This is a genomic window from Edaphobacter flagellatus (assembly GCF_025264665.1).
GTDB lineage: Bacteria > Acidobacteriota > Terriglobia > Terriglobales > Acidobacteriaceae > Edaphobacter > Edaphobacter flagellatus.
Genome location: NZ_CP073697.1, coordinates 1,627,505 through 1,648,111 on the forward strand (window position 1 = coordinate 1,627,505; position 20,607 = coordinate 1,648,111).

A 20,607-nucleotide genomic window follows, 5' to 3' on the forward strand; every position below is an offset into this window, starting at 1 on the left:
TTGTGCGAGTGTACTGCCTCCGGGGAGTTTTGGGGATTCCACCTTCGGAACAAGACACAATAAGCGATGCCCATACCGATCCGGCACGAAATATTCCGCAAAGGGGTCTACTTTACAATCGAATACGGAGAGGTCAGAAGATGATCATTGGCGTACCCAAAGAAGTAAAAGACCATGAGAGTCGCGTAGGTATCACCCCTGCCGGAGTCAAAGCCCTGGTCGAGGCCGGGCATAAAGTTCTTGTCGAGCAGAAGGCAGGCGTACTTTCAGCCATGCCCGACGATGAATACCAGAATGCAGGCGCCGAGATCGTCGCCTCTGCCCACGATGTATGGCGGCTTGCCGACATGGTCGTCAAGGTCAAAGAGCCCGTCGAGACCGAGTACCGCCACTTCCGCGAAGGTCTGGTCCTGTTCACCTACCTGCATCTCGCCCCCTTGGAAGCCCTGACGAATGCTCTCCTCGAGAAGAAGGTCACCGGCATCGCCTATGAGACAGTGCGCGACCGCGCAGGCGCTCTGCCCCTGCTGACCCCGATGAGCGAAGTCGCCGGACGCCTCAGCGTTCAAGTCGGCGCCGAGTATCTGACGAAGGAGCATGGCGGCCGCGGCCTCTTGCTGGGAGGCGTTCCCGGCGTTCCTCCCGCCAACGTGTGCATCATCGGCGGCGGAGTCGTCGGCACCAACGCCGCGAAGATCGCTCTGGGTATGGGCGCGAAGGTCACACTCGTCGACCTGAACCTGAATCGCCTGCGTGAGCTGGACGATATTTTCAACGGACGCGTCTTCACCATGGCCTCGAACAGCTACAACATCGAGCGCGCCGCCATTGAGGCCGACCTGCTGATCGGCGGCGTGCTGATCCCCGGCGCCGCGGCTCCAAAGATTGTGACCGCCGCGATGGTGAACAAGATGAAGAAGGGAGCGGTGATCGTCGACGTTGCTATCGATCAGGGCGGCTGCATCGAGACCGCGCATCCCACCACGCACAGCAATCCTTCGTACGAAGTCAACGGCGTTGTGCACTATTGCGTTACGAACATGCCCGCCGCTGTGCCCAATACATCGACGCTTGCGCTGACCAATGCGACCTTCCCTTATGTGATGAAGCTGGCAAAGCTGGGCGCAAAGGCAGCGATCAAGGAAGACAAAGGGATCGCCGAAGGCGTCAATACCTATGATGGCGTGTTGACCTACGCAGCGGTGGCTGCTGCGCAGAAGCGCGAATGGAAGAACGTCAGCGAGCTGGTCTCGTAACCTTCTTCCACGAAGACGGAAAGGGCGACGATGGCGAGCGGGATCAATCGGCGTAAGGTACGGACCATCGTACTGGGCGTCTGTCTGCTGGTGCTGTTGATCGCCCTGTTCGGCCTCAATGCGTTCAATCACGAAGTCAGCTTTCTGAATCCCGCAACGACGGAGCAGACCTTCGTGTTCACGGGGCTTTCGGCTCTTTCGTTTTTGCTCTTCGTGGCTGTGCTGGTTCTGCTGGGACGCAATGTGCTCAAGCTTTACGACGACCAGCGCAGTCGCGTTCTGGGTTCGCGTCTGCAAACGCGCATGCTGACCAACGCGGTGCTGGTTTCGCTGGTGCCGCTCGCGTTCATGTTCTTCTTCAGCTATGGACTGATGAACCGCGCAGTCGACCGCTGGTTCTCGCAGCCGGTAACGGAGATGCGCGACGACAGCAGCCGCATCGCGCTCGAGCTTTCGCGCTATACCGCTGCGAACGCGCGGGCCGAAGCCACATCGATTGCTTCTGCCCTTCCGGAGACGGCGATTCAAAAAGACAACGCCGGCATAGCCACACAGCATGATCAGGCAATCGACAAAGTCCTCCGCGCGCATGAGATCACGCTGCAGAACGGCTTCGCTATCGTCTATCAGGATCGCCATCCCGTCGCCTCGTTCCAGTTGCCGCAGCGGGAAGGCACGCACGCCGAGGTCAAGCCATGGCTTCCTGAAAAGTCCGCCGAGGATGGAGCAAGCCACAACGACTCCGATTCTGTAGCAGGCGCTTCGATTGATGCCGCGATTCTGGCAGCCGCGCAACGCAACGACGAGCCTGTGTTTTCGATCAATAAAAACGACTACGCTCTCGGCACAGCGACCCTGAAGCAGGGTGGAACCGTTGTGGTCGGCTTGCCCATGCCGTACGGCATGACTGCAACCATGACCGATCTGCGTGTGCGCGCTGACAATTATTGGAAGCTGTTTCGCGAGCGGCGCCAGATTCGCACGCTATACACCGTGCTTCTGCTGATGATGACCGGGCTGGCACTCTTCGCATCGACCTGGCTGGCACTGCATCTTTCCAAACAGGTGACCAAGCCCGTTGAATCGTTGGCCGATGCAATGGACGCCATCGCAGCAGGTGACTACGGACATCGTGTGCAGGAGAGCTCCACCGAGGAACTGCGCGAACTTACCCGCAGCTTCAACCACATGGCCGCCGACCTTGAAGGAAGCCGCCGCGCCGTAGAGGAATCGACCATTCAGTTGAGCGCTGCCAATGCTGCTCTCGAAGCTCGACGAGGCGAGCTCGAAACAATGCTGGAGACGATTCCCAACGGAGTCGCCACTCTGGATTCGGAGCGCCGCGTCGTCGTAGCCAACCGCGCGCTGAGCGAAATGATGGACCCCGGCGGTCAGAATCCCTTCTTCGGCCACACCATCGAAGAAGTCTTTCCTGCCGAGGTTGTCGAGGTGCTGGATCGCCTGATCAAGCGCAGCCACAGAATGGGAACCGCTTCGAGCGAGCTCGAAATAGCCGCACCGGGCAAATTCGGTGGAACGCTCAATCTGCTCGCAACGGTTGCGCTTTTGGAGACGACGTCGGGCAGCGAACGGATGCGCCGCGAGCACTGCGGCTATGTGATCGTCCTCGAAAACGCAACAGAGTTGCTGCGTGCGCAGAAGCAATCGGCATGGAAAGAGGTCGCCCGGCGCGTCGCGCACGAGATCAAGAACCCTCTGACTCCGATCAGCCTGAGCGCAGAACAGATTCGCCGTCACATCGATCGGCTTGCCGAGACCTTGAACGTCCACTCCATCGAATCCCCTTCACCCGCAGTGATCCGCCGATCGAGCGAGGTCATCTCCAGTTCGGTTGAGAGCATGCGCTCGCTGGTCGATCAGTTCTCGGCGCTCGCAGAGTTTCCCGCCGCACAGCCGCGCCCTGCCGATCTGAATACAATCGTCGATAACTCGCTCGCGCTATTCGCAGGCAGGCTGCAATCGATCAAGATCGTACGCCACATGGAAAGAGGCCTTCCGCTCGTGATGGCGGACCCTGAAGCGTTGAAGCGCGCGTTGAGCAACCTGATCGACAACGCTGCCGAAGCGATGCAGTCGAGCCTGCTGCGCGAGCTGCATATCTCAACCTGCCTGCTGGAAAACGGCATGGTGGAGTTGACCATCGCCGACACCGGCTCCGGCCTGACCGACGAGATGCGCGAGCGGCTCTTCCTTCCTTACTTTTCGACCAAGCAGCGCGGCACCGGACTCGGTCTCGCTATCGCCGGCAAGATCATTCAAGAACATCAGGGAACAATTCGTGCAGAAAAGAATGTGCCTGCCGGAGCGAAGTTCATCATTGAGCTGCGAACCGCAACAGCAGAGAGCGAGCCGGAGACGGGCGCGGATGCAACACAAGGGAGATTGACGGCTTGAACCACGTTCTTATCGTCGATGATGAGGCGGAGATACGCGAGGCGCTGGAGAGCATCCTGCGCGAAGAAGGCTATCTGGTCACGACCAGCGCAACGGCCACAGAAGCGCTCGAGCTGATCCGCGATGCCGACTACGACGTCGTGCTTCTGGATATCTGGTTACCGGACAAGGACGGACTGGAGACGCTTGGCGAGATTCGCCGCGAAGATCTGGCGAGTCCGCCTGAGGTTGTCATCATCAGTGGACACGGCACAATCGAATCGGCCGTGCGCGCGACGAAGCTTGGCGCGTATGACTTTCTTGAAAAACCGCTGTCGCTGGAACGCACGCTGATTGTCGTCAAGAATGCCATGCAGGCGCGGCAAATGCGCGCTGACAACGTCGAGTTTGCACGGCAACTTACAGCACGCAATAATGTCACCGGGCAAAGCGTTGCGATGAAAGCTCTGCGTCAGCAGATCAAGCTGATGGCTCCCACGAACGGACGCGTGCTGATTTTCGGTGAAAGCGGCACGGGCAAGGAGCTGATCGGACGCGCCATCCACGCCGCCAGCCTGCGCAAAGAGCGCCCCTTCGTTGAGCTGAACTGCGCCGCGATCCCAGAGGACTATATCGAAAGCGAACTCTTTGGCTACCGTCACGGAGCCGTGGCCGGAGGCTCGCAGGAAAAACGTGGCACCTTTGAACGCGCCGACGGCGGAACGCTCTTCCTCGACGAAGTCGGCGACATGAGCCTGAAGACACAGGCCAAGGTGCTGCGCGCTCTCGACGAGCAGCGCTTTCTCCCTGTGGGAGCCTCCAACCCTGTCCACGTCGATGTGCGCGTCATCGCGGCAACGAACAAAGACCTTGAAGAAGAGATCGCGCGCGGTAACTTCCGCGAGGATCTGTTCTACAGACTGAATGTCATCCCCTTCTATGTGCCGCCACTTCGCGACCGCAAGGAAGATATTCCGCTGCTTGTAAAAGAATTTCTGGAAGAATTCGGCCAGCAGTATGGGCGGCCTCACGTGGAGATGACAGAAGAGGCACTGAACACGCTGCGTCAGTATCACTGGCCTGGCAACGTGCGCGAGTTGCGCAATCTGGTTGAGCGTGTCCTGATCCTCAATCCCAAGATTCATAAGATCGAGAAGAAGCATCTGCCGATGCTTGTCTATCGCGGGCCAAAGCTCACCGATTCAGGACGGATCAGTACGAAGGGCGAGGAGTTCTCGAGCCTTGTCGAAGCGCGAGAAGCATATGAGCGCGACTTCATCCTGAAGAAGCTGGACGAGTTTCACGGCAACGTGAGCCGCGCCGCTGAAGGGCTTGGCCTCGAACGCAGCCACCTCTACCGCAAGATGAAGGCCCTTGGCGTCAATGTGAAGGAGTAAATCACTCGATTCAGACACACCAATGACCGGCCAAGGCAGGGTCCACCGGCTGACAGCGATTCTCCTTCGCCGGTGGCGAGCAGGAGAAATCGCGAAAATCCCACGCCCCTGCCGCCGGATACTAAGGACCGCTGGAGAACCACTCCAGCGGGAGGTAGTGAACAGATAGATGCGGCTTTTGGCCACAGGTTTGTATCCGGATACTGCCTTTGAGATTTTCGATTTTGCTTCGCGGAGGCCCGCTGCTGCTCTGGGATAATCAGAGTTGCTCTGGTGGTTCACAGCCTCGGTGGCGATCGCAGGCCGGCCGGCACGAAGGCTCGGCCCCGGCGAGAGAGGCTGCGCGCACCCCCGATGAAGACCCTACGACTCGTCTCGACCCCAACCCGCAACCGCAGACTCAATGAAATCATCGGCCTGACCGTACTGGTCGGTGCGAGCCTTCTGCTGCTTGCGCTGGTCAGCTATACGCCGACGGATCGCTCGTTCAATACGGTAGGCGGCTACGCAGGTAGCCACCCGGCACACAACTGGACCGGAATTACCGGCGCATATCTCTCGGATGCGATCCTGCAGATGATCGGCATCGCGGCATTCTTCCTTCCGCTGGTCATCGGCCGGCTGGGCATCTGCTGGATGATGTCGAGGCCCGCGGGTTCGCCGATGGCAAAGACGGTTGGGCTGGTGATGTGGATCGTGTTTGCTCCCGCTGCCATCGCGATGCTTCCCGGACACCTGTTGTGGCATGGCGCGCTGCCGATCGCAGGAACCTGCGGCATTCTGCTGGCCGATCTGCTGGTAGCGTTTCTGAATCCCCCCGGGGCAACCGTCGTTCTGGCGCTGATGGTAACTCTGTCGCTCTACCTTGCGACGACCTTCACGTTCAATACGGCACGCGAGTGGACGACGATGCGCTTCGGCTTTGCACAAAGAATGTGGGAGCGCTGGACTGCATGGCGTGAACGCCGTCGCGGAGTTGCAATTCCTGACGAAGAAAAATACGGCACCCGACGCGAGCGCGCAGCCCTGCGTGCGGAACGTGAACGCGAGATGGCAGAACGCAAGGCGCAGGAGGCCGAAGCCAAGCTGCGCGAGCCGAACACGACACTGCTGGGCAGCCTGTTCGGCTGGCTGAGCCGCAGGAAGAAGCCGGTTGAAACAGCTACGGAAGATGAGCCGATGCTCGCGCCGGCTGAACCGTCGATGTGGCAGGCAATGCCGCGCACGATGGTGGACGCTCCGCCAGTGACTCCATTGAGCACGGCGACAGCGGCTGCGGCTCCATTTGCCGAGGCATTGGCGAAGGCGGCGGCTCCCGTCCGTGCCATCGATGACGCGGCGAACTTTGAAGAGCCTCGCTTTGAACCGGCTCCCGTGATGCGCGAGACGGTGCCTCCGCCGGTAAAGAGGAATGTGCAGGAGATTCGCCCTGCGGCCGTTCCCGCTCCAACTCCAATGGCGGCAGAGGATGGCATCTCGTTCGGCAAGCGCGCAGATGCCGACATCAAAGCTGTCGCAATTACTCCGAAGAGCGTGCGCGGCTACAAGCTTCCACCGTCTTCGCTTCTGCATCGGAGCGAGGAACAGACAACGATCCGTGAGGACGCGCTGCGCGAAGAGGCACGCGTGCTGGTGGAGAAGTGCGCCGAATTCGACGTCGACGGGCAGGTGACCCACATCAATCCCGGCCCGGTGGTGACGACCTTCGAGTTCAAGCCGGATGCTGGCGTGAAGTACGCGAAGGTCACTGGCCTGGCTGACGATCTATGCCTGGCGATGGCAGCCGAGAGCATCCTGATCGAGCGCATGGCGGGCAAATCGACTGTCGGCATTCAGGTGCCGAACGCGGAGCGCGAGACAATCTGGCTGCGCGATGTCGTGGAGTGCGAGAGCTTCGCACAATCGAAGTCACGGCTGCCGATTGCGCTGGGCAAAGACATCAACGGACGCATTGTGACCGGCGATCTCGCCGCGATGCCGCACGTCCTGATCGCCGGTTCGACGGGTTCGGGTAAGTCGGTCGCGATCAACGCGATGATTATGAGCGTGCTGTTCAAGTCGACGCCGGAGCAGGTTCGCATGATCCTGGTCGATCCGAAGCGCGTTGAGCTTGGCATGTACGAGGGCATCCCGCACCTGTTTACGCCGATCATCACGGAGGCCAAGCTGGCCGCCAATGCGCTGCGTAATGCCGTGCGCGAGATGGAGCGCCGCCTGAAGCTGCTGGCGGCAAATCACGTCCGCAACATCGATCAGTTCAACAAGCTGTTCGACAATGGCAGCGGACATCTCTTTGAAGATGTGAATCAGGAGCCGCTGCCTTACATCATGATCATCATCGACGAGCTGGCCGATCTAATGATGCTGGATCGGGCAAACGTCGAAGAGGCGATCACACGTCTGGCGCAGATGGCTCGCGCAGTCGGAATTCATCTGGTGTTGGCGACACAGCGTCCTTCCGTGGACGTGATCACGGGTCTTATCAAGGCGAACGTCCCGACGCGTATGAGCTTCCGCCTGGCGACGAAGGTCGACTCTCGCACGATCATCGACTCAAACGGTGCAGAGAGCCTGCTGGGTCGTGGCGACATGTTGTATCTGCCGCCGGGAACGAGTCGCGTGCAGCGTGTACACGCTCCGTTTGTGACGGAGAAGGAGATCTCCGCGGTGACCGAGTTCTGGAAGGCGCAGGGCGAGGCCGAGTACGTGCATGGCTTCCTTGAAGGCCCGAAGGACGAGGCTGGCCGCGAGATCGATTCGAACTCAGACGGAGACGACAACGATCCGATGTACAACGATGCGGTCCGGCTGGTCTTCGAGTTTGGCAAAGCTTCGACTTCGCTGCTGCAGCGCAGGCTACGTATCGGCTACGGCAGGGCAGCTCACCTGATCGACATGATGTACAACGATGGACTGGTGGGGCCAGCAGATGGATCGAAGCCGCGTGAACTGCTGAAGCCGGCCAACTGGTTGAGCGAAATGGATGCGGCTACCCGGTAGTGCCCTCCCGCTGACTCATTGTCAGCGGGGGATGTGACGGGTAGAGCGCAGCGCGATAACCGCGAGGACGCAGATGACGCCGAGGAAGACGACCCAGATGAGTTCGGGATGGCGTTCGGTGGCGGCGCGGGTGTCGGGGCGTGCAGTATAGATGGGATTCGGCTGCTCAGGGCCGACGCGGGCAGCGAGGATGTTGCTGCCAAGCGAGAGTGTGCGGGCATAGTCATACTGCGGAGCCTGCAGGGCACTGTCTCCGTAAAAGAGCGTGAGCGGTGCGGTGGAGGCAGCGTCGAAGCAAATCTTGCGCTCGCGCATCTCGAGTCGAACGGACTGGATGGGAAGCGGGTGGTCGTCGCCGTTGTCGATAGCGACCTCGACCTGCGCGGAACTTTGCAGGTTGGAGCCGAGCGTCGCAGGGATGCCTAGCTGCTGCTGGCGTATCTCGCGTTCGGCCTGTGTCATCTGTACGCGGAAGATATTGCCGGTAATGGTCTCGCTGGCTTCGCGGCCTCGCGCGGAAGCGGGTACGTCGGTGGCGTGATCGTTGATAATGACATCGCGGCTGAAATTGGAGTGATAGTCAGGGGCGAGAGTGAAGGCCACGCGCTCAACAGGAACACGTTCAGGCAGCGTGAAGGTGGCGATGGTCTGCCGGTTGCGCTGCGTGATAACGGAGGTTTCAGCGGCGAGAGCGAAAAGTGACTGCGCCTCGCGGCTGGGCGGCACGCTGGCACCCTGGACCATCTGCGGCGTGTAGCGAGCAGCAGCGGCGTGCGGCGCGGGAGAGATGCTTAGCTCGACGTGAAGATACGGGAAGCTGGATTCGACAAAAGCGAGCGTTGTGTTGCGGGAAAGATGCTGCGCGGTGAGGTCAAAGAGAGTGAACTCCCCGAGGCGCGTCCCGGAGCCGCCCGGAGCATCGGAGCCAGTGACCGTAGCTGTGGCGATAAAGTCGTGGCCGTCAAGGTCGAGGGCGACGTTTGTATAAGGCCGTTGCGGCATGGCGAGATCGAAAACGATAGCATTGCCACGCTGGCCGAGGTTCATCACGCGTGCAGGCTCGGTGTCGGGCTGCGCGGGTTCGCTGAGCGTGACCGCATAAGGGATATCGTGCGCGTCAGAAGTCTGCGGATAAAGACGCAGGTCTTTGAGCGAGGCCGAAGAGTGAGCGAAGGTGCCAGCGTCAATGACGGCGCAGTTGGTGCCAGCACCGGCGGGGACGATCGACCGCTGGTAGTGGAAGTACTGCGGCGCAGGCTCAGGCGCGTTGCCCGTGCTGCTCGCAGAGGTTTGCCAGAGGAGCAGAGCGATGAGAGCAAGATGCTTCAACGGGCTCCTCCTTCGGAATCGGGGGCCGGTTTTGCGGGCTCACGCAGGCCGAGCCAGTCTTTCTGATAGGCGAAGCTGATCGCCATCAGGATGACACCCAACGCGAGGAAACTGGCAAAACGGTAGCCCTGGCTGAGGTTGCGCATGTCGTAGAGGAAGGTCTTGCCGATCGTGAAGACGAGCAGCACAAGCGCCTGCCAGCGGATGAAGGCGGTGCGACGCCAGAAGCCGATGGCGAGAAGTGCGGCTCCATAGATCATGAGGAAGGCGGAGACGGCGAGTGCTCGCTGGAGTTCCAGGTCAGGATTGGCCGCGGTGGAGGGCCAGAGTGCTGAGATCTCGCGCACGCCGGTTAAGACCGCGACGAGATTGATGATGATGATTGAACCAGCGGCGAGCTGCGGCCAGAGATGCGAGGCTTCGTTACCGCGTGCAATGCGGAGAGAAGCCCAGGCAAGAGCACCAAGGATGGCGATGGCGAGGAGGGCCATGCCGAAGTCGGCGTTGGCGAAGGCCGGGAGCAGAACATAGGCAGCGTGGGTCACGACTTCACGCAGGGAGAGAAGGATGGCGATGCCTCCGATGGCGACATAGGAGGCGAGGGCAAAGCGCTGCCAGGTCTGGAACGGGTCTTGTGAGGATGCGGATACACGCAGTGACATCCACGCTGCGGCGACAAAGGCGGCAACGGCAATGAGCGCAGTGGCGAGGTTGTGATTGAAGAAGGAGAGAGACGCTCCCCCTCCGAACCAATACGGGGAGGCGATCAATCCGCCGAGGCCGAGGACGAAGGAGCCCGCGGAGAGCCACTGGAGGACGCGTCCTGAGCTGGCGTGCGCGGGAGACTGAAGGCGGGTTGCTACCCAGAGCAGCGCAACACCTTCGACCAGCCATGCAACGGTGATCCAGTGGCCGCTGGCCTTGAGCGGAATCGCAATGGTGAGGAAGACGACGGCGAGCGAGAGATGGAGGGCGGCGGCGACGGCGCTCTGCGGCAGGCGCGTGATGAGCAGATAAGCCGCGGCGAGGATAAGCATCAGCCAGGGCAGGAACCAGTGCCGGTCGGAGTCCTGCATGACGGAGTAGAGCGCGAGAGAGACGAAGGCTGCGTTGCCGAGCGGTAGAAGGATGTTGCGAATGTGAGAGCCGAAACGGCGAGCCTTAGGCGTTGGGGCGTCGGGCGTTACGGCTTTGACGGAGATGCTGACGAAGGTGAGGAAGAAGAGTGCGATGAAGAGCGTCGTGACGGCGAATGCGGGCTCGTGGTAGTGGCTCCAGTACCAACCGATGAAGAAGAGAACGGTCCCGGGAAAGGCCATCAGGAGGAGGCGTTCCCAGGGCTTCACACGAACGAGCATGGCAATCGCGATGTCAATGGCGAGGAGGTAGGTGAAGAGGAATACCTCGTGATTGCCACCCGTCGAGAGCAGGAGAGGCGTCGCAAAGCCACCGGCGACGGCATAGGCGGCGAGCAACTCGGCGTCCTGCGCCCAGGCCATGTAAGCATTCCATGCGGTGACGAGGATCATGCCGAAGAGCGCTGCGCTTGGCGGCAGCAGGTGATAGAGCTGGAAGGCAGCCCAGAGCGCCAGATAGAGCACGCCGCTGCCAACGGCCTTCAAGGAGTAGGAGAAGGCGGAGAAGCCTTTGCGGCGGAATCGCTCCGACCAGACGACGATGCCCGCTCCTGCGATAAGCCCGATGAGGATGCGGCCCACCGGGCCGATCCACTGGTTGTCGATGGCGAGCTTGAGGCCGAGCGTGGCGGCGAAGAGCAGCGCGACGATGCCAATACGGTTGAAGATCTGTGCGCCAAGGCGGCTTTCGAGTGATGGCTGCGGGGCGGGCGAAAGCGTGTTGAGCGACGGCGGTGGCGGGATCGGAGCGACGGCGTCGGGCGGGACCGGCTGAACGGTCTCTGGCCGCGGCGGTGGTGGCGGTGGCGGAACTGATGTGGCCGCAGGCTCTGCGATGGGCAGAGGGCCAGCCGCGCGAAGCTGGGCGAGTTGATGCTCAAGCTCGTCGACTCGGTTGCTGAGCAGGCGCAGCTGGGCTGCCAGCTGTGCCTGCGTCTGAGGGGAGAAGTCCTCCGAATCCATGGAAACTACTGTATCGCCTTGAGATGGATTGCGCTGCAGGAAAACGAAGAGGCGCCCGGCTCTGATACTCTTTGCGCACATGATGTCTCTTCGAGTTCTAGTGGTCGATGACGATGCGCTAAGCCGGGAACTGCTGGTCCTGCTGCTCGCGCAAGCGGGCTATGCGGCAGAAGCGGTGGAGTCGGGAGCGGCTGCCATCGCTGCTCTCCGTGCCGATTCGAGCTTCGATCTGCTACTGGTGGACCTGCAGATGCCAGGGATCGCCGGAAGTGTGCTGGCGCGTGAGTTGCGTGGGACAGGAAACGAGGCGACATTGCTGGCGATGAGTGCCAGCCAGCCTGCGATGAGCGCCCTTGAGGGCTTCGATGGCTTTCTATTGAAGCCGTTCTCTATGGAAACGTTTGCTGCGGCCATCGAGAAGAAGAATGTGATCGCTTATCAAGCTGCGAAGGACGAGGGAGTGCTCAACGAGGAGGTCTATCGCAAGCTGACCCGCTCGATGAGCGCGGAGAAGCTTGCGCAGCTCTACGCCCTTTGTCTTGGAGACGTGAAACGGCGGGTTGAGGCCATGCGCCAAGCAGCTGCGGAAGGTGACGATGCCGAGTATCGCCGCGAAGCCCACGCCATCAAGGGAGGTTGCGGACTAGTCGGAGCAACAGAGTTGCAAAGTATTGCAGCCAAAGAGGAAAACAGAGGTATCACTGCTAATCATGTAGTTTCGCTTGATGAAATCCTGCTGGCTTGTACGCGACTGGAGGATATGCTGGTCGCAAACAACAAAGCAATGAGAGAGCAAGGACCTGTAAGGAGTCACGCATGAAAGACGCAGTGAGAAGACCAGGTGAAGCCAATTCCTCAACACCGATTCGTGTTGTTGTCGCCGACGATCATCCAGTCGTTCGCTTTGGTGTAAAGAACATGCTGGAGAATGAGCCCGGCTTTGAAGTCGTGGGCGAAGCAGAGGATGGCGACGTTGCCATTACGGAGACGTTAGAACGCGAGCCTGACATTCTGCTGCTGGATGTCATGATGCCGCGCCTGCCTGGGTTGGAAGCGCTGCGCGCGATCATGGACAAGTCGCCCCGCGTGAAGATCATCCTTTTGACCAGCACGATCACACAGCAGCAGATTATCGAAGCCCTACAGATCGGCGCGCGCGGCATTGTGTTGAAAGATGCAGCAGCATCCGATCTCTCGAGGTCGATGCGCGCTGTGCTCTCCGGTGACTATTGGATCGGCGGCGAACGCGTTGTGAATCTTGTCGCAGCCCTGAATGAGTTGATGAAGCAGGCAGCCGCCTCACCGGACAAGAAGACATATGGCCTGACTCCGCGTGAGATTGAAGTAGTGACCTGCATCGTCGAAGGCTGCAGTAACAAGGATGTCGCGAAACAGTTCTCCATCAGCGAGGAGACGGTGAAGCGCCACCTGTCGAACATCTTCGACAAAACGGGCGTCTCGACAAGGCTGGAGCTGGCGTTGTTTGCAATCGCGCACAAGCTGGTTACGCTGGACAACTAAATCGACGCAAGCCATAGGAGGCGTCCGGCGCAGAGGGTGTGCGCCGGACGCCTTCTGCATTTAAGTAAGATGGATGTATGAGCGAACGTGAAACGATAGCGGATCTGCTGGTGATTGGCGCCGGGCCAACCGGGATGGCATGTGCGATCGAGGCCCAGCGCGCGGGCTTTCGCGCCATGCTGGTGGATAAGGGCTGCCTGTGCAATTCGCTCTTTCACTATCCGTCGAACATGACGTTCTTCACGACGCCGGAGCTGCTGGAGATTGGCGATATTCCCTTCTCGAGCCCAAACCAGAAGCCGAACCGCAACGAGGCGCTGGAGTACTACCGCAAGGTCGCCGAGCACTACAAGCTGGATGTGCGTCAGTATGAAACGGTCAACCGGGTAACTGGTTCCGATGACGACTTCACCGTGCATACGACAGATCGCTTTGGACGACCGCTGGCGCATCGTGCGCGCAAGCTGGTGATTGCAACCGGATACTACGACCTGCCGAACTATCTGAACATTCCCGGCGAGGAACTGAATAAGGTCTTTCACTACTATCACGATCCACATCCCTACTACGGACTGGACGTGGTGGTAATCGGCGGAAAGAACTCGGCGGCTATCGCTGCACTCGATCTGTGGCGGCATGGCGCGCGGGTGACGCTGGTTCATCGTGGGCCGGATATGCATCGGCACGTGAAGTACTGGATTCTGCCGGACATCAAAAATCGCATCAGGAATGCAGAGATTGCTGCGCACTTTTCCAGCAACGTTACGCGCATCACCGAAGATGCGGTGACGCTGGCAACACCTGACGGCGAGGTAACGCTGCCCAATCATTTTGTGTTTGCGCTGACGGGCTATAGACCTGACTTCGAGTTTCTTGAAGCACTAGGCGTAAAGCTGGATGAGGCGAATGATCGCTGCCCAGTGTGTAATCCGGTAACTCTTGAAAGCAATGTGCCGGGGATTTACCTTGCGGGCGTTGTGATTGCAGGAGAGCGAACGAATGAGATTTTCATCGAAAACGGACGCTTTCATGGCAGGCAGATCGCAGAGGACTTGCAGGCCAGGCTGGCAAACACAACAACGACCGCCTAGCCGATAACGCGACGCATGAAACCGCGGATACCCAGCCATGTCAGCAGTACAAGGAAGAAAATAAGCATGCCGAGAATCAGCGCAGGGTGCATATGCGGAAGCGTCGGCGTGAGCGCGGAACGCAAACCTTCGCTCATATAAACGATCGGGTTGAACAGCACGCCAATCTGCAGCCACTTAATCCTGTCGAGCGCAGCCCACGGATAGTAAACACAGCCGAGAAACGTAATCGGCATGACGACGACGCCGAAGATAAGGCCGATCTGCTGGGGTTTGACGCTCGTGCCAATCGTGAGGCCCAGCGCGCCTGAGGTGAGGCTGGCAAGAATCATCACGACAATCAGATAAGGCCAGTTGGAGACGTGTGCGACTACCGGCGTCGATGGAATGTAGTAAGCCAGTGGAAAAACGATAGCGGCAGCGATGATGCTCTGCATCGCAGAGAAGCACATCTTCTCCAGTGCGATGGCCGCGACGGGCAGAGGACACATCACGCGGTCGTCGATCTCACGCGTGACGCCGAACTCCTGCGCCAGTGGCAGAGCAACGGCAGCGATACCGCTGAACATGATGGCGACTGCCATCAGTCCCGGCAGCAGGACCGTGCTGAAGTTGCCGCCGGCCATGGCGGCGGTGGGATTCATCGCTGCGCCTCCGCTCATGTGCGGCATGATGAACGTGAAGACGAAGAGAAACAGCAGCGGATTCATGCAGACACGAATGGCGAACGGAAAAATCTCGCGTCGCAGAACGTGGAGGTCGCGCACAAAGAGGCCTGCAAAAGCGCGAAGATACTGCATCCTCTTCGTGCCGCTGTGTGCAGCCGGTGCGGGAGTTTGGAGTTCGATTTCTGCCAGATCTGCCATATCGTTACTCCCGCAGGTCGCGCCCGGTAAGGCTAATGAACACCGTCTCCAGGCTGGTCTCGGTGATGGTAAGGTCGCGCAATCCGTATGGATTGGCGGCATTCACCACGTCGGATAGCAGGCCCTCGGTACCCTCCGCAAAGATACGCACTCCTTTAGACGTGGTTTCGACGCTGGCGACGCCGGGCTTTTGTTCAAGCTGATCGACGAGCTGCGGAACATTCTGCTGGCTGCGCAAATCCAGCTCATACACCCGGGCAGCGCCTACGGAATTTTTGAGCGCAGCAGGCGTATCTTCGACAAGAATTTTCCCGTGGTCGATGATAGCGACGCGGTCGCAGAGTTCGTCGGCCTCCTCCATATAGTGCGTGGTGAGGACCACCGTGATGCCCTCCTGCCGGAGATTGCGAACCGCCTCCCACATCGCGATGCGGCTCTGTGGATCGAGCCCCGCGCTAGGCTCATCGAGGAAGAGCACCTTAGGACGATGCGCGATGGCACGCGCGATCTGGACACGCTGCGCCAGGCCGCCGGAAAGCTGCGTGGGATAAGCGCTGGTGCGCTCCGTGAGATGGAACTGCGCGAGCAGTTGCGTGGTGCGCGCACGTGCCTCGGCACGGGAGAATCCAAAATAGAGACAGTGGAAGAAGATATTTTCGTAGACGGTACAGGCGCGATCGAGCGTGTTGTACTGCGGCACGACGCCGATCTGCTGCCGCGCCTGCGCTGGAGTTTGAACGACATCGATACCGGCGATATGGACGCGGCCCGATGTGGGCAATGCACGCGTAGTGCAGATGCTGATGGTTGTCGTCTTCCCTGCTCCATTAGGCCCCAGCAGGCCGTAGAGCTCTCCGGCGCGCACGCTAAGGTCGATGCCGTCGACTGCGACGACACGCTGCTTGCCGTCGTAGATTTTTTTCAGGCTCTCGATCTCAACGATCATATGGACTCCAGGGACGCGACACTTCAGCTTACAGCAAGTGTGTAACTACTTCTGTAACTGAGGCTGCACCTTTGCCCCTTCGGTAACCTCATCACCGGGGCTAAGGACGACGATGTCGCCAGGATGGAGGCCACTGACAACTTCGGTAGCCGTACCCAGATCGCGGCCAAGCACAATCGCACGGAAGTGCACGACGTTGTTGCTATCGACAACGACAGCCTGCGGCCCCGCCGTACGAATAACCAGGCCATTTGCTGGAAGCAGAACGGGCGCGGCTCCGCTCGGCGGAAGATCGAAGATGACCGTGGCATACATGCCGGGAAGAATCTGACCGTCGTTCTTAAGGTCAACCTCGGTAAGAAGAGTCCGCGTAGTGGTGTCGATGCTCTGGCTTGTGCGAGTGACGGTACCCGTATAGACCTTGCCGGGAAGCTCGCGGAAGGCGATCTTTGCCGTGTGGCCGTTGGTCAGGCCGACAGCACTGGTCTGCGGAACGTTCGCGAAGATACGCACTTTATCCGCCTGGCCGATGGTGAACATCTGCGTCACGCTATTGGCGCTGCCCGAACTGATCAGCGATCCGCGATCGATACCGCGCGAGAGGATTACGCCATCGAAGGGAGCCACGACGCGCGAGAAAGATGCCTGCTCTGTAAGCGAGCGAACGTTCGCTTCGCCGGCAGCAATGTTGGCCTGCGCCGCAGCAACATTCGCAACATCGGCGTCAGCCTGAGCTTTCCTCTGATCGGCGTCCTGCTGTGAGACCACGCCCTGACGGACGAGTCCCTGCCAGCGTTCATTGGTGACTTTAGACAGCGCAGCGTTCGCCTGCATCTGCTGCAGCTGCGCCTTCGTCTGCAGCAACGCAGCTTTAGCCTGCATCAGCGCCTGCGTCGTCTGCGGATCGTCGATATCGGCCAGCAGCTGGCCACGATGCACGCGGTCGCCGATATCGACATAGCGAGCTCTCACGTAACCCGAGGTGCGGGCATAGATCGGCGTCTGATCGAAGGCCTGGACCGTTGCAGGCAGCTCAATATGCCCACTGGGATTCCCCGTGGCGAGCTTTGCCGCGAGCACGGTGGGCGGGCCTGCAGCAACCCTGGCCTCGGCCTCAAGCTGATCGCGGTGGCGAAGCTTCGGCAGCAGGAACAGCACCCCGACGACGATCAGCAGCAGAAAGAAGGCCGTCATCCCCACATAGGGGCCTCGGCTGTTGGATTCGGCTTGGGCGTGTTGCGTCATCTTTCCTCTCTCAATCGTACCGGTTACTCCGGCACCTCTTCCATGTGCATCTTCGACGGCTGTTGGCTGCGTAAACGGCTATAGATCAGCGGCACAATCAGCAGCGTAGTAAACGTAGCAATGATCAGGCCGCCGATAACGGCGCGACCCAGGGGTGCGTTCTGCTCGCCGCCCTCGCCGAGGCCAAGCGACATCGGCAACATACCGATAATCATGGCAAACGCCGTCATCAGAACCGGGCGGAGACGTGTTGCGCCTGCAGAGGATGCGGCCTCACGAGCCGTCATGCCCGCAGCGCGCTGGTCGTTCGCGAAGGTCACCATCAGAATGGAGTTTGCGGTAGCAACACCGACGGTCATGATGGCTCCCATCAGCGAAGGCACGCTGAATGTCGTCCCCGTGAGGAAGAGAATCCAGAGGATGCCGCAGGCTGCACCAGGAAGCGCGGTAAGGATGATGAAGGGATCCAGCCAGCTCTGGAAGTTAACCACCATCAGCAGGTAAACCAGCAAAACGGCGAAGATCATCCCGAGTCCGAGGCCCGTGAAGGAGTCATGCATACTCTTCACCTGGCCGCGTACGGTGATCTGCGTTCCCGGCGGTACCAGCTTGCGATACTTTTCGACAATCTGGTCGATGTCGCGTCCGATCGCTCCAAGATCCCGGCCATGTGCTCCGGCGAAGATGTCGAAGACGGGCTGCACGTTGTAATGATTCGTAACCGCTGGGCTGGAGTTGCGATCGATGCGCGCCAGGTTGTTGAGAAGCTGCGGCCCCGGAGCGGCAATGGTTGAAGGATCGGTTGTATTGGCCTGGCTGCTGGAGCCGGAGGTAACCGGAATATTGTTCAATGCCGCCATGGAATCCAACTGATACTGCGGAGTCTGCACGACGACCGAGTAGTTCACACCATTCTGCGGGTTGAGCCAGTAGTTGGGAGTCGCCGTGCCGCTGCCGGCCAACGCGTACAACATGCTGTTGGCAACGTTGTTCTCCGTAAGCCCGATGGTCTGCGCGCGCGACCGATCGACGTTCACCCGCAACTCAGGCGAATAGACCACCTGGTTGATATGCACATCGGTGGTGCCGGGTACGCCTGCAATCTCCTGACGCATCTTACGTGCCACTTCATAGTTCGGATAGAACGCGCGGCCGCTGATTTGAACATCGATCGGCGCCGGCAGACCGAAGTTGAGGATCTGATTCACAATGTCCGACGCCTGAAAATAAAAGGTGACATCAGGGAACCGCTGATGCAGCACCTCGCGCAGCTTGCGTCTGTACTGCACGGTCGGATGATGGTCTTCGTTCAGCGAGACCAGCACCTCACCATCCTGCACATCGGTAAGACTGCCGTCGCCGAAGGCGAGGTTGAAGCTGCCGTTCGGAATACCGATATCGTCAAGGACGAGGTTCAGCTCCTTCGGCGGAATGACCTCACGAATCGTGGCATCGACACCGGCGAAGATCCGCTCTACCTCCTCAATACGAGTACCAGGAGCCGTCCTCACATGAAGCCGAAATGTTCCCGCGTCCACATCAGGGAAGAAGTCCTGCCCGATAAATGGAACCAGACAGGCGGAGATCGCAATGAAAACGGCAAAACATCCCAATGAAAATCCTGCATGCCCAAGCACCCAATCCAGCACACCGCGGTAGCGTGCACGAAAGCGCTCAAAGGCTGCATTGAAGCGGAAGTGCGTCCGCCAGATCAGGTTGGCGCCCTCGGGAATGCCGTGCGCTTCGCCGGATTCGTGGTCCTGATACATCTCCACTTCGCTGGAGAGCAGGAACTTGACCATCGTCGGCACCAGCGTTCGCGAAAGCAGGTAGGACGCCATCATGGCGAAAACCACGGCCAGGCCCAGCGGCGTGAACAAACTCTTCGCCGCGCCCGAGAGGAAGACAACCGGGACGAAGACGATACAGATGGCAAGCGTGGAGACGAACGCAGGTACAGCAATCTGCGCTGCGCCATCGAGAATCGCCGGCTCGATCTCCTTCCCCTGGCCGAGATTGCGATGGATGTTCTCAATCTCAACCGTCGCATCGTCAACCAGGATGCCGACGGCAAGCCCCAGGCCGCCGAGCGTCATCGTGTTCAGCGTCTGCCCCAGGAACTTCATCACGATGATCGACGTCAGGATCGACAACGGGATGGAGATGGCAACGATGAGCGTGCTGCGCCAGCTTCCCAGGAACAGCAAAATCATCAGAGCCGTCAGGCTGGCGGCAATCACCGCCTCACGTACAACGCCCTGCAGGGCTGCGCGAACGAAGATCGACTGATCGAACTGCAGGTCGATCTTCAGGTCCTTCGTTAGTCCCGCCTGAATGACCGGCAGGCGTTCGCGGACACGTTTAACGATGTCGAGCGTCGAGGCCGAGGCCGACTTGAGGATCGTAAGCAGCACAGCGCGCTTGCCATTAACGCGCACGATGTTCTGCTGAATGGCGAATCCTTCGTGAACATGGCCGATATCGCGGATGTAGACCATCGCGCCATTCACATTCTTAATCGGCATGTCATTCAGCTGATCCAACACCAGCGGACTGGCATTCGTTCGGACGATATAGTCCGTCGTGCCAACTTTAGCCGTACCCGCAGGCAGAATCAGGTTCTGCGCCGTGAGCGCATTGACCACATCCGTAGGCGACAGCCCCCTGGCATATAGCTGGCCAAGATCCAGATCGACCATGATCTGGCGCGCCTTACCGCCATAAGGAGCAGGCACCTGCGCACCCTGAACCGTTGCCAGCTGCGTACGGACAAACTGCAGACCAAGATCGTACAAATCCGCCTCTGACAGCTTGTCGCTCGACATGATGGCCTGCAGAATAGGCACGTTCGACGCGCTGAACTGCAGGATGAAGGGAGGCGTAGAGCCCGGCGGCAGAATACGCAGAATCGTCTGATTGACGGCTGTCACTTCAGCCACGGCGGCCTCGATCTTTGTGCCGGGCTGGAAAAACACCTTAATGATGGAGATGCCGCTTACCGATTGCGACTCGATGTGTTCGATGTCGTTGACGGTCGTCGTCATAGCGCGTTCACTGATCGTGGTGAACCGCTTCTCCATCTCGTCGGGGCTGGTGCCGGAGTAGCTCCAGACCACAGTCACCACGGGAATGTCGATCACGGGAAAGATATCCGTGCTCATCGTCTCGATGCTCACGATTCCCAGAACCAGAATCAGCACTGCCATGACGACGAAGGTGTAGGGTCGCCGGAGTGCCAGTCGAACAATCCACATAGCAAAAGGGTCCTTCTGTTTTGAGGGCTGTACTTCTGTTGAAGACGAAGGGAGCTAATTCATTGTTTCACTTAAGTTTATGACACGATGCGGACAAACGTTCTAATCCGTGCGATTGTCGCATTCGGCATAGGCCTGATCTGGTTGTTTTGGAATCGCACCAATCTCATCAATAGATGCACCTCGGCCCGTAATTGGAGCAAAATCAT

13 protein-coding genes are annotated in these 20,607 nt (G+C 59.5%); 7 read left to right on the forward strand and 6 right to left on the reverse strand.

What is annotated here, in order from left to right:
• Nucleotides 1–140 precede the first annotated feature (140 nt).
• From ald to KFE13_RS06920, 4 genes are all read left to right on the forward strand, one after another.
• Complete coding sequence (ald, locus tag KFE13_RS06905; protein WP_260706430.1) at nt 141–1,256, forward strand: alanine dehydrogenase; 1,116 nt, start codon at nt 141–143, stop codon at nt 1,254–1,256.
• Nucleotides 1,257–1,286: 30 nt separating this feature from the next.
• Complete coding sequence (locus tag KFE13_RS06910; RefSeq protein WP_260706431.1) at nt 1,287–3,671, forward strand: sensor histidine kinase; 2,385 nt, start codon at nt 1,287–1,289, stop codon at nt 3,669–3,671.
• Nucleotides 3,668–5,047 (forward strand): sigma-54-dependent transcriptional regulator, encoded by a 1,380-nt coding sequence (locus KFE13_RS06915; RefSeq protein ID WP_260706432.1) that lies wholly within the window; start codon nt 3,668–3,670, stop codon nt 5,045–5,047. Before KFE13_RS06910 ends, KFE13_RS06915 begins: the two co-directional genes overlap by 4 nt.
• Nucleotides 5,048–5,401: 354 nt before the next feature.
• The gene (locus KFE13_RS06920) at nt 5,402–8,047 is read left to right on the forward strand and encodes a DNA translocase FtsK (RefSeq protein ID WP_260706433.1); all 2,646 of its coding nucleotides are present in this window, start codon (nt 5,402–5,404) and stop codon (nt 8,045–8,047) included.
• A 21-nt stretch (nt 8,048–8,068) separates the two neighbouring features.
• Here the strand turns inward: KFE13_RS06920 and KFE13_RS06925 are convergent, their stop codons facing one another.
• Together KFE13_RS06925 and KFE13_RS06930 are read right to left on the reverse strand one after the other, a co-directional pair.
• Complete coding sequence (locus KFE13_RS06925) at nt 8,069–9,376, reverse strand: hypothetical protein (protein WP_260706434.1); 1,308 nt, start codon at nt 9,374–9,376, stop codon at nt 8,069–8,071.
• The gene (locus KFE13_RS06930; RefSeq protein ID WP_260706435.1) at nt 9,373–11,475 is read right to left on the reverse strand and encodes a DUF2339 domain-containing protein; all 2,103 of its coding nucleotides are present in this window, start codon (nt 11,473–11,475) and stop codon (nt 9,373–9,375) included. The genes KFE13_RS06925 and KFE13_RS06930 overlap by 4 nt, the downstream gene beginning before the upstream one ends.
• Before the next feature lie 79 nt (nt 11,476–11,554).
• Between KFE13_RS06930 and KFE13_RS06935 the strand changes: the two genes are divergently transcribed.
• The 3 genes from KFE13_RS06935 to KFE13_RS06945 all read left to right on the forward strand — a co-directional run bounded on the left by KFE13_RS06935 (nt 11,555) and on the right by KFE13_RS06945 (nt 14,087).
• Nucleotides 11,555–12,295, forward strand: coding sequence for a response regulator (locus KFE13_RS06935; RefSeq protein ID WP_260706436.1), 741 nt, complete (start codon nt 11,555–11,557; stop codon nt 12,293–12,295).
• Nucleotides 12,292–12,996 (forward strand): response regulator, encoded by a 705-nt coding sequence (locus KFE13_RS06940; RefSeq protein WP_260706437.1) that lies wholly within the window; start codon nt 12,292–12,294, stop codon nt 12,994–12,996. The genes KFE13_RS06935 and KFE13_RS06940 overlap by 4 nt, the downstream gene beginning before the upstream one ends.
• 77 nt (nt 12,997–13,073) lie before the next feature.
• Nucleotides 13,074–14,087: a YpdA family putative bacillithiol disulfide reductase gene (locus KFE13_RS06945; protein ID WP_260706438.1), complete on the forward strand. Its 1,014-nt coding sequence runs from the start codon at nt 13,074–13,076 to the stop codon at nt 14,085–14,087.
• On the opposite strand, the gene KFE13_RS06950 is transcribed toward KFE13_RS06945, so the two are convergent.
• The 4 genes from KFE13_RS06950 to KFE13_RS06965 are packed head-to-tail and all read right to left on the reverse strand — an operon-like array spanning nt 14,084 to nt 20,398.
• A complete protein-coding gene (locus KFE13_RS06950) occupies nt 14,084–14,953 on the reverse strand; it encodes an ABC transporter permease (RefSeq protein ID WP_390891606.1) in 870 nt (289 codons plus the stop codon). The genes KFE13_RS06945 and KFE13_RS06950 overlap by 4 nt on opposite strands.
• A 4-nt stretch (nt 14,954–14,957) precedes the next feature.
• The gene (locus KFE13_RS06955; RefSeq protein WP_260706439.1) at nt 14,958–15,899 is read right to left on the reverse strand and encodes an ABC transporter ATP-binding protein; all 942 of its coding nucleotides are present in this window, start codon (nt 15,897–15,899) and stop codon (nt 14,958–14,960) included.
• 45 nt (nt 15,900–15,944) lie between these two features.
• Nucleotides 15,945–17,144 carry an efflux RND transporter periplasmic adaptor subunit gene (locus KFE13_RS06960; RefSeq protein ID WP_260706440.1) on the reverse strand — a complete coding sequence of 400 codons (1,200 nt, stop codon included), beginning with the start codon at nt 17,142–17,144 and terminating at the stop codon, nt 15,945–15,947.
• A gap of 23 nt (nt 17,145–17,167) precedes the next feature.
• Nucleotides 17,168–20,398, reverse strand: coding sequence for an efflux RND transporter permease subunit (locus KFE13_RS06965; protein WP_260706441.1), 3,231 nt, complete (start codon nt 20,396–20,398; stop codon nt 17,168–17,170).
• Between the last annotated feature and the right edge of the window lie 209 nt (nt 20,399–20,607).

Coding starts and splice junctions, on each gene's coding strand:
- KFE13_RS06955 (WP_260706439.1), bottom strand. CDS start 15,899: ATGATCGTTGAGATCGAGAGCCTGAAAAAAATCTACGACGGCAAGCAG.
- KFE13_RS06965 (WP_260706441.1), bottom strand. CDS start 20,398: ATGTGGATTGTTCGACTGGCACTCCGGCGACCCTACACCTTCGTCGTC.
- KFE13_RS06920 (WP_260706433.1), top strand. CDS start 5,402: ATGAAGACCCTACGACTCGTCTCGACCCCAACCCGCAACCGCAGACTC.
- KFE13_RS06910 (WP_260706431.1), top strand. CDS start 1,287: ATGGCGAGCGGGATCAATCGGCGTAAGGTACGGACCATCGTACTGGGC.
- ald (WP_260706430.1), top strand. CDS start 141: ATGATCATTGGCGTACCCAAAGAAGTAAAAGACCATGAGAGTCGCGTA.
- KFE13_RS06950 (WP_390891606.1), bottom strand. CDS start 14,953: ATGGCAGATCTGGCAGAAATCGAACTCCAAACTCCCGCACCGGCTGCA.
- KFE13_RS06945 (WP_260706438.1), top strand. CDS start 13,074: ATGAGCGAACGTGAAACGATAGCGGATCTGCTGGTGATTGGCGCCGGG.
- KFE13_RS06935 (WP_260706436.1), top strand. CDS start 11,555: ATGATGTCTCTTCGAGTTCTAGTGGTCGATGACGATGCGCTAAGCCGG.
- KFE13_RS06940 (WP_260706437.1), top strand. CDS start 12,292: ATGAAAGACGCAGTGAGAAGACCAGGTGAAGCCAATTCCTCAACACCG.
- KFE13_RS06930 (WP_260706435.1), bottom strand. CDS start 11,475: ATGGATTCGGAGGACTTCTCCCCTCAGACGCAGGCACAGCTGGCAGCC.
- KFE13_RS06960 (WP_260706440.1), bottom strand. CDS start 17,144: ATGACGCAACACGCCCAAGCCGAATCCAACAGCCGAGGCCCCTATGTG.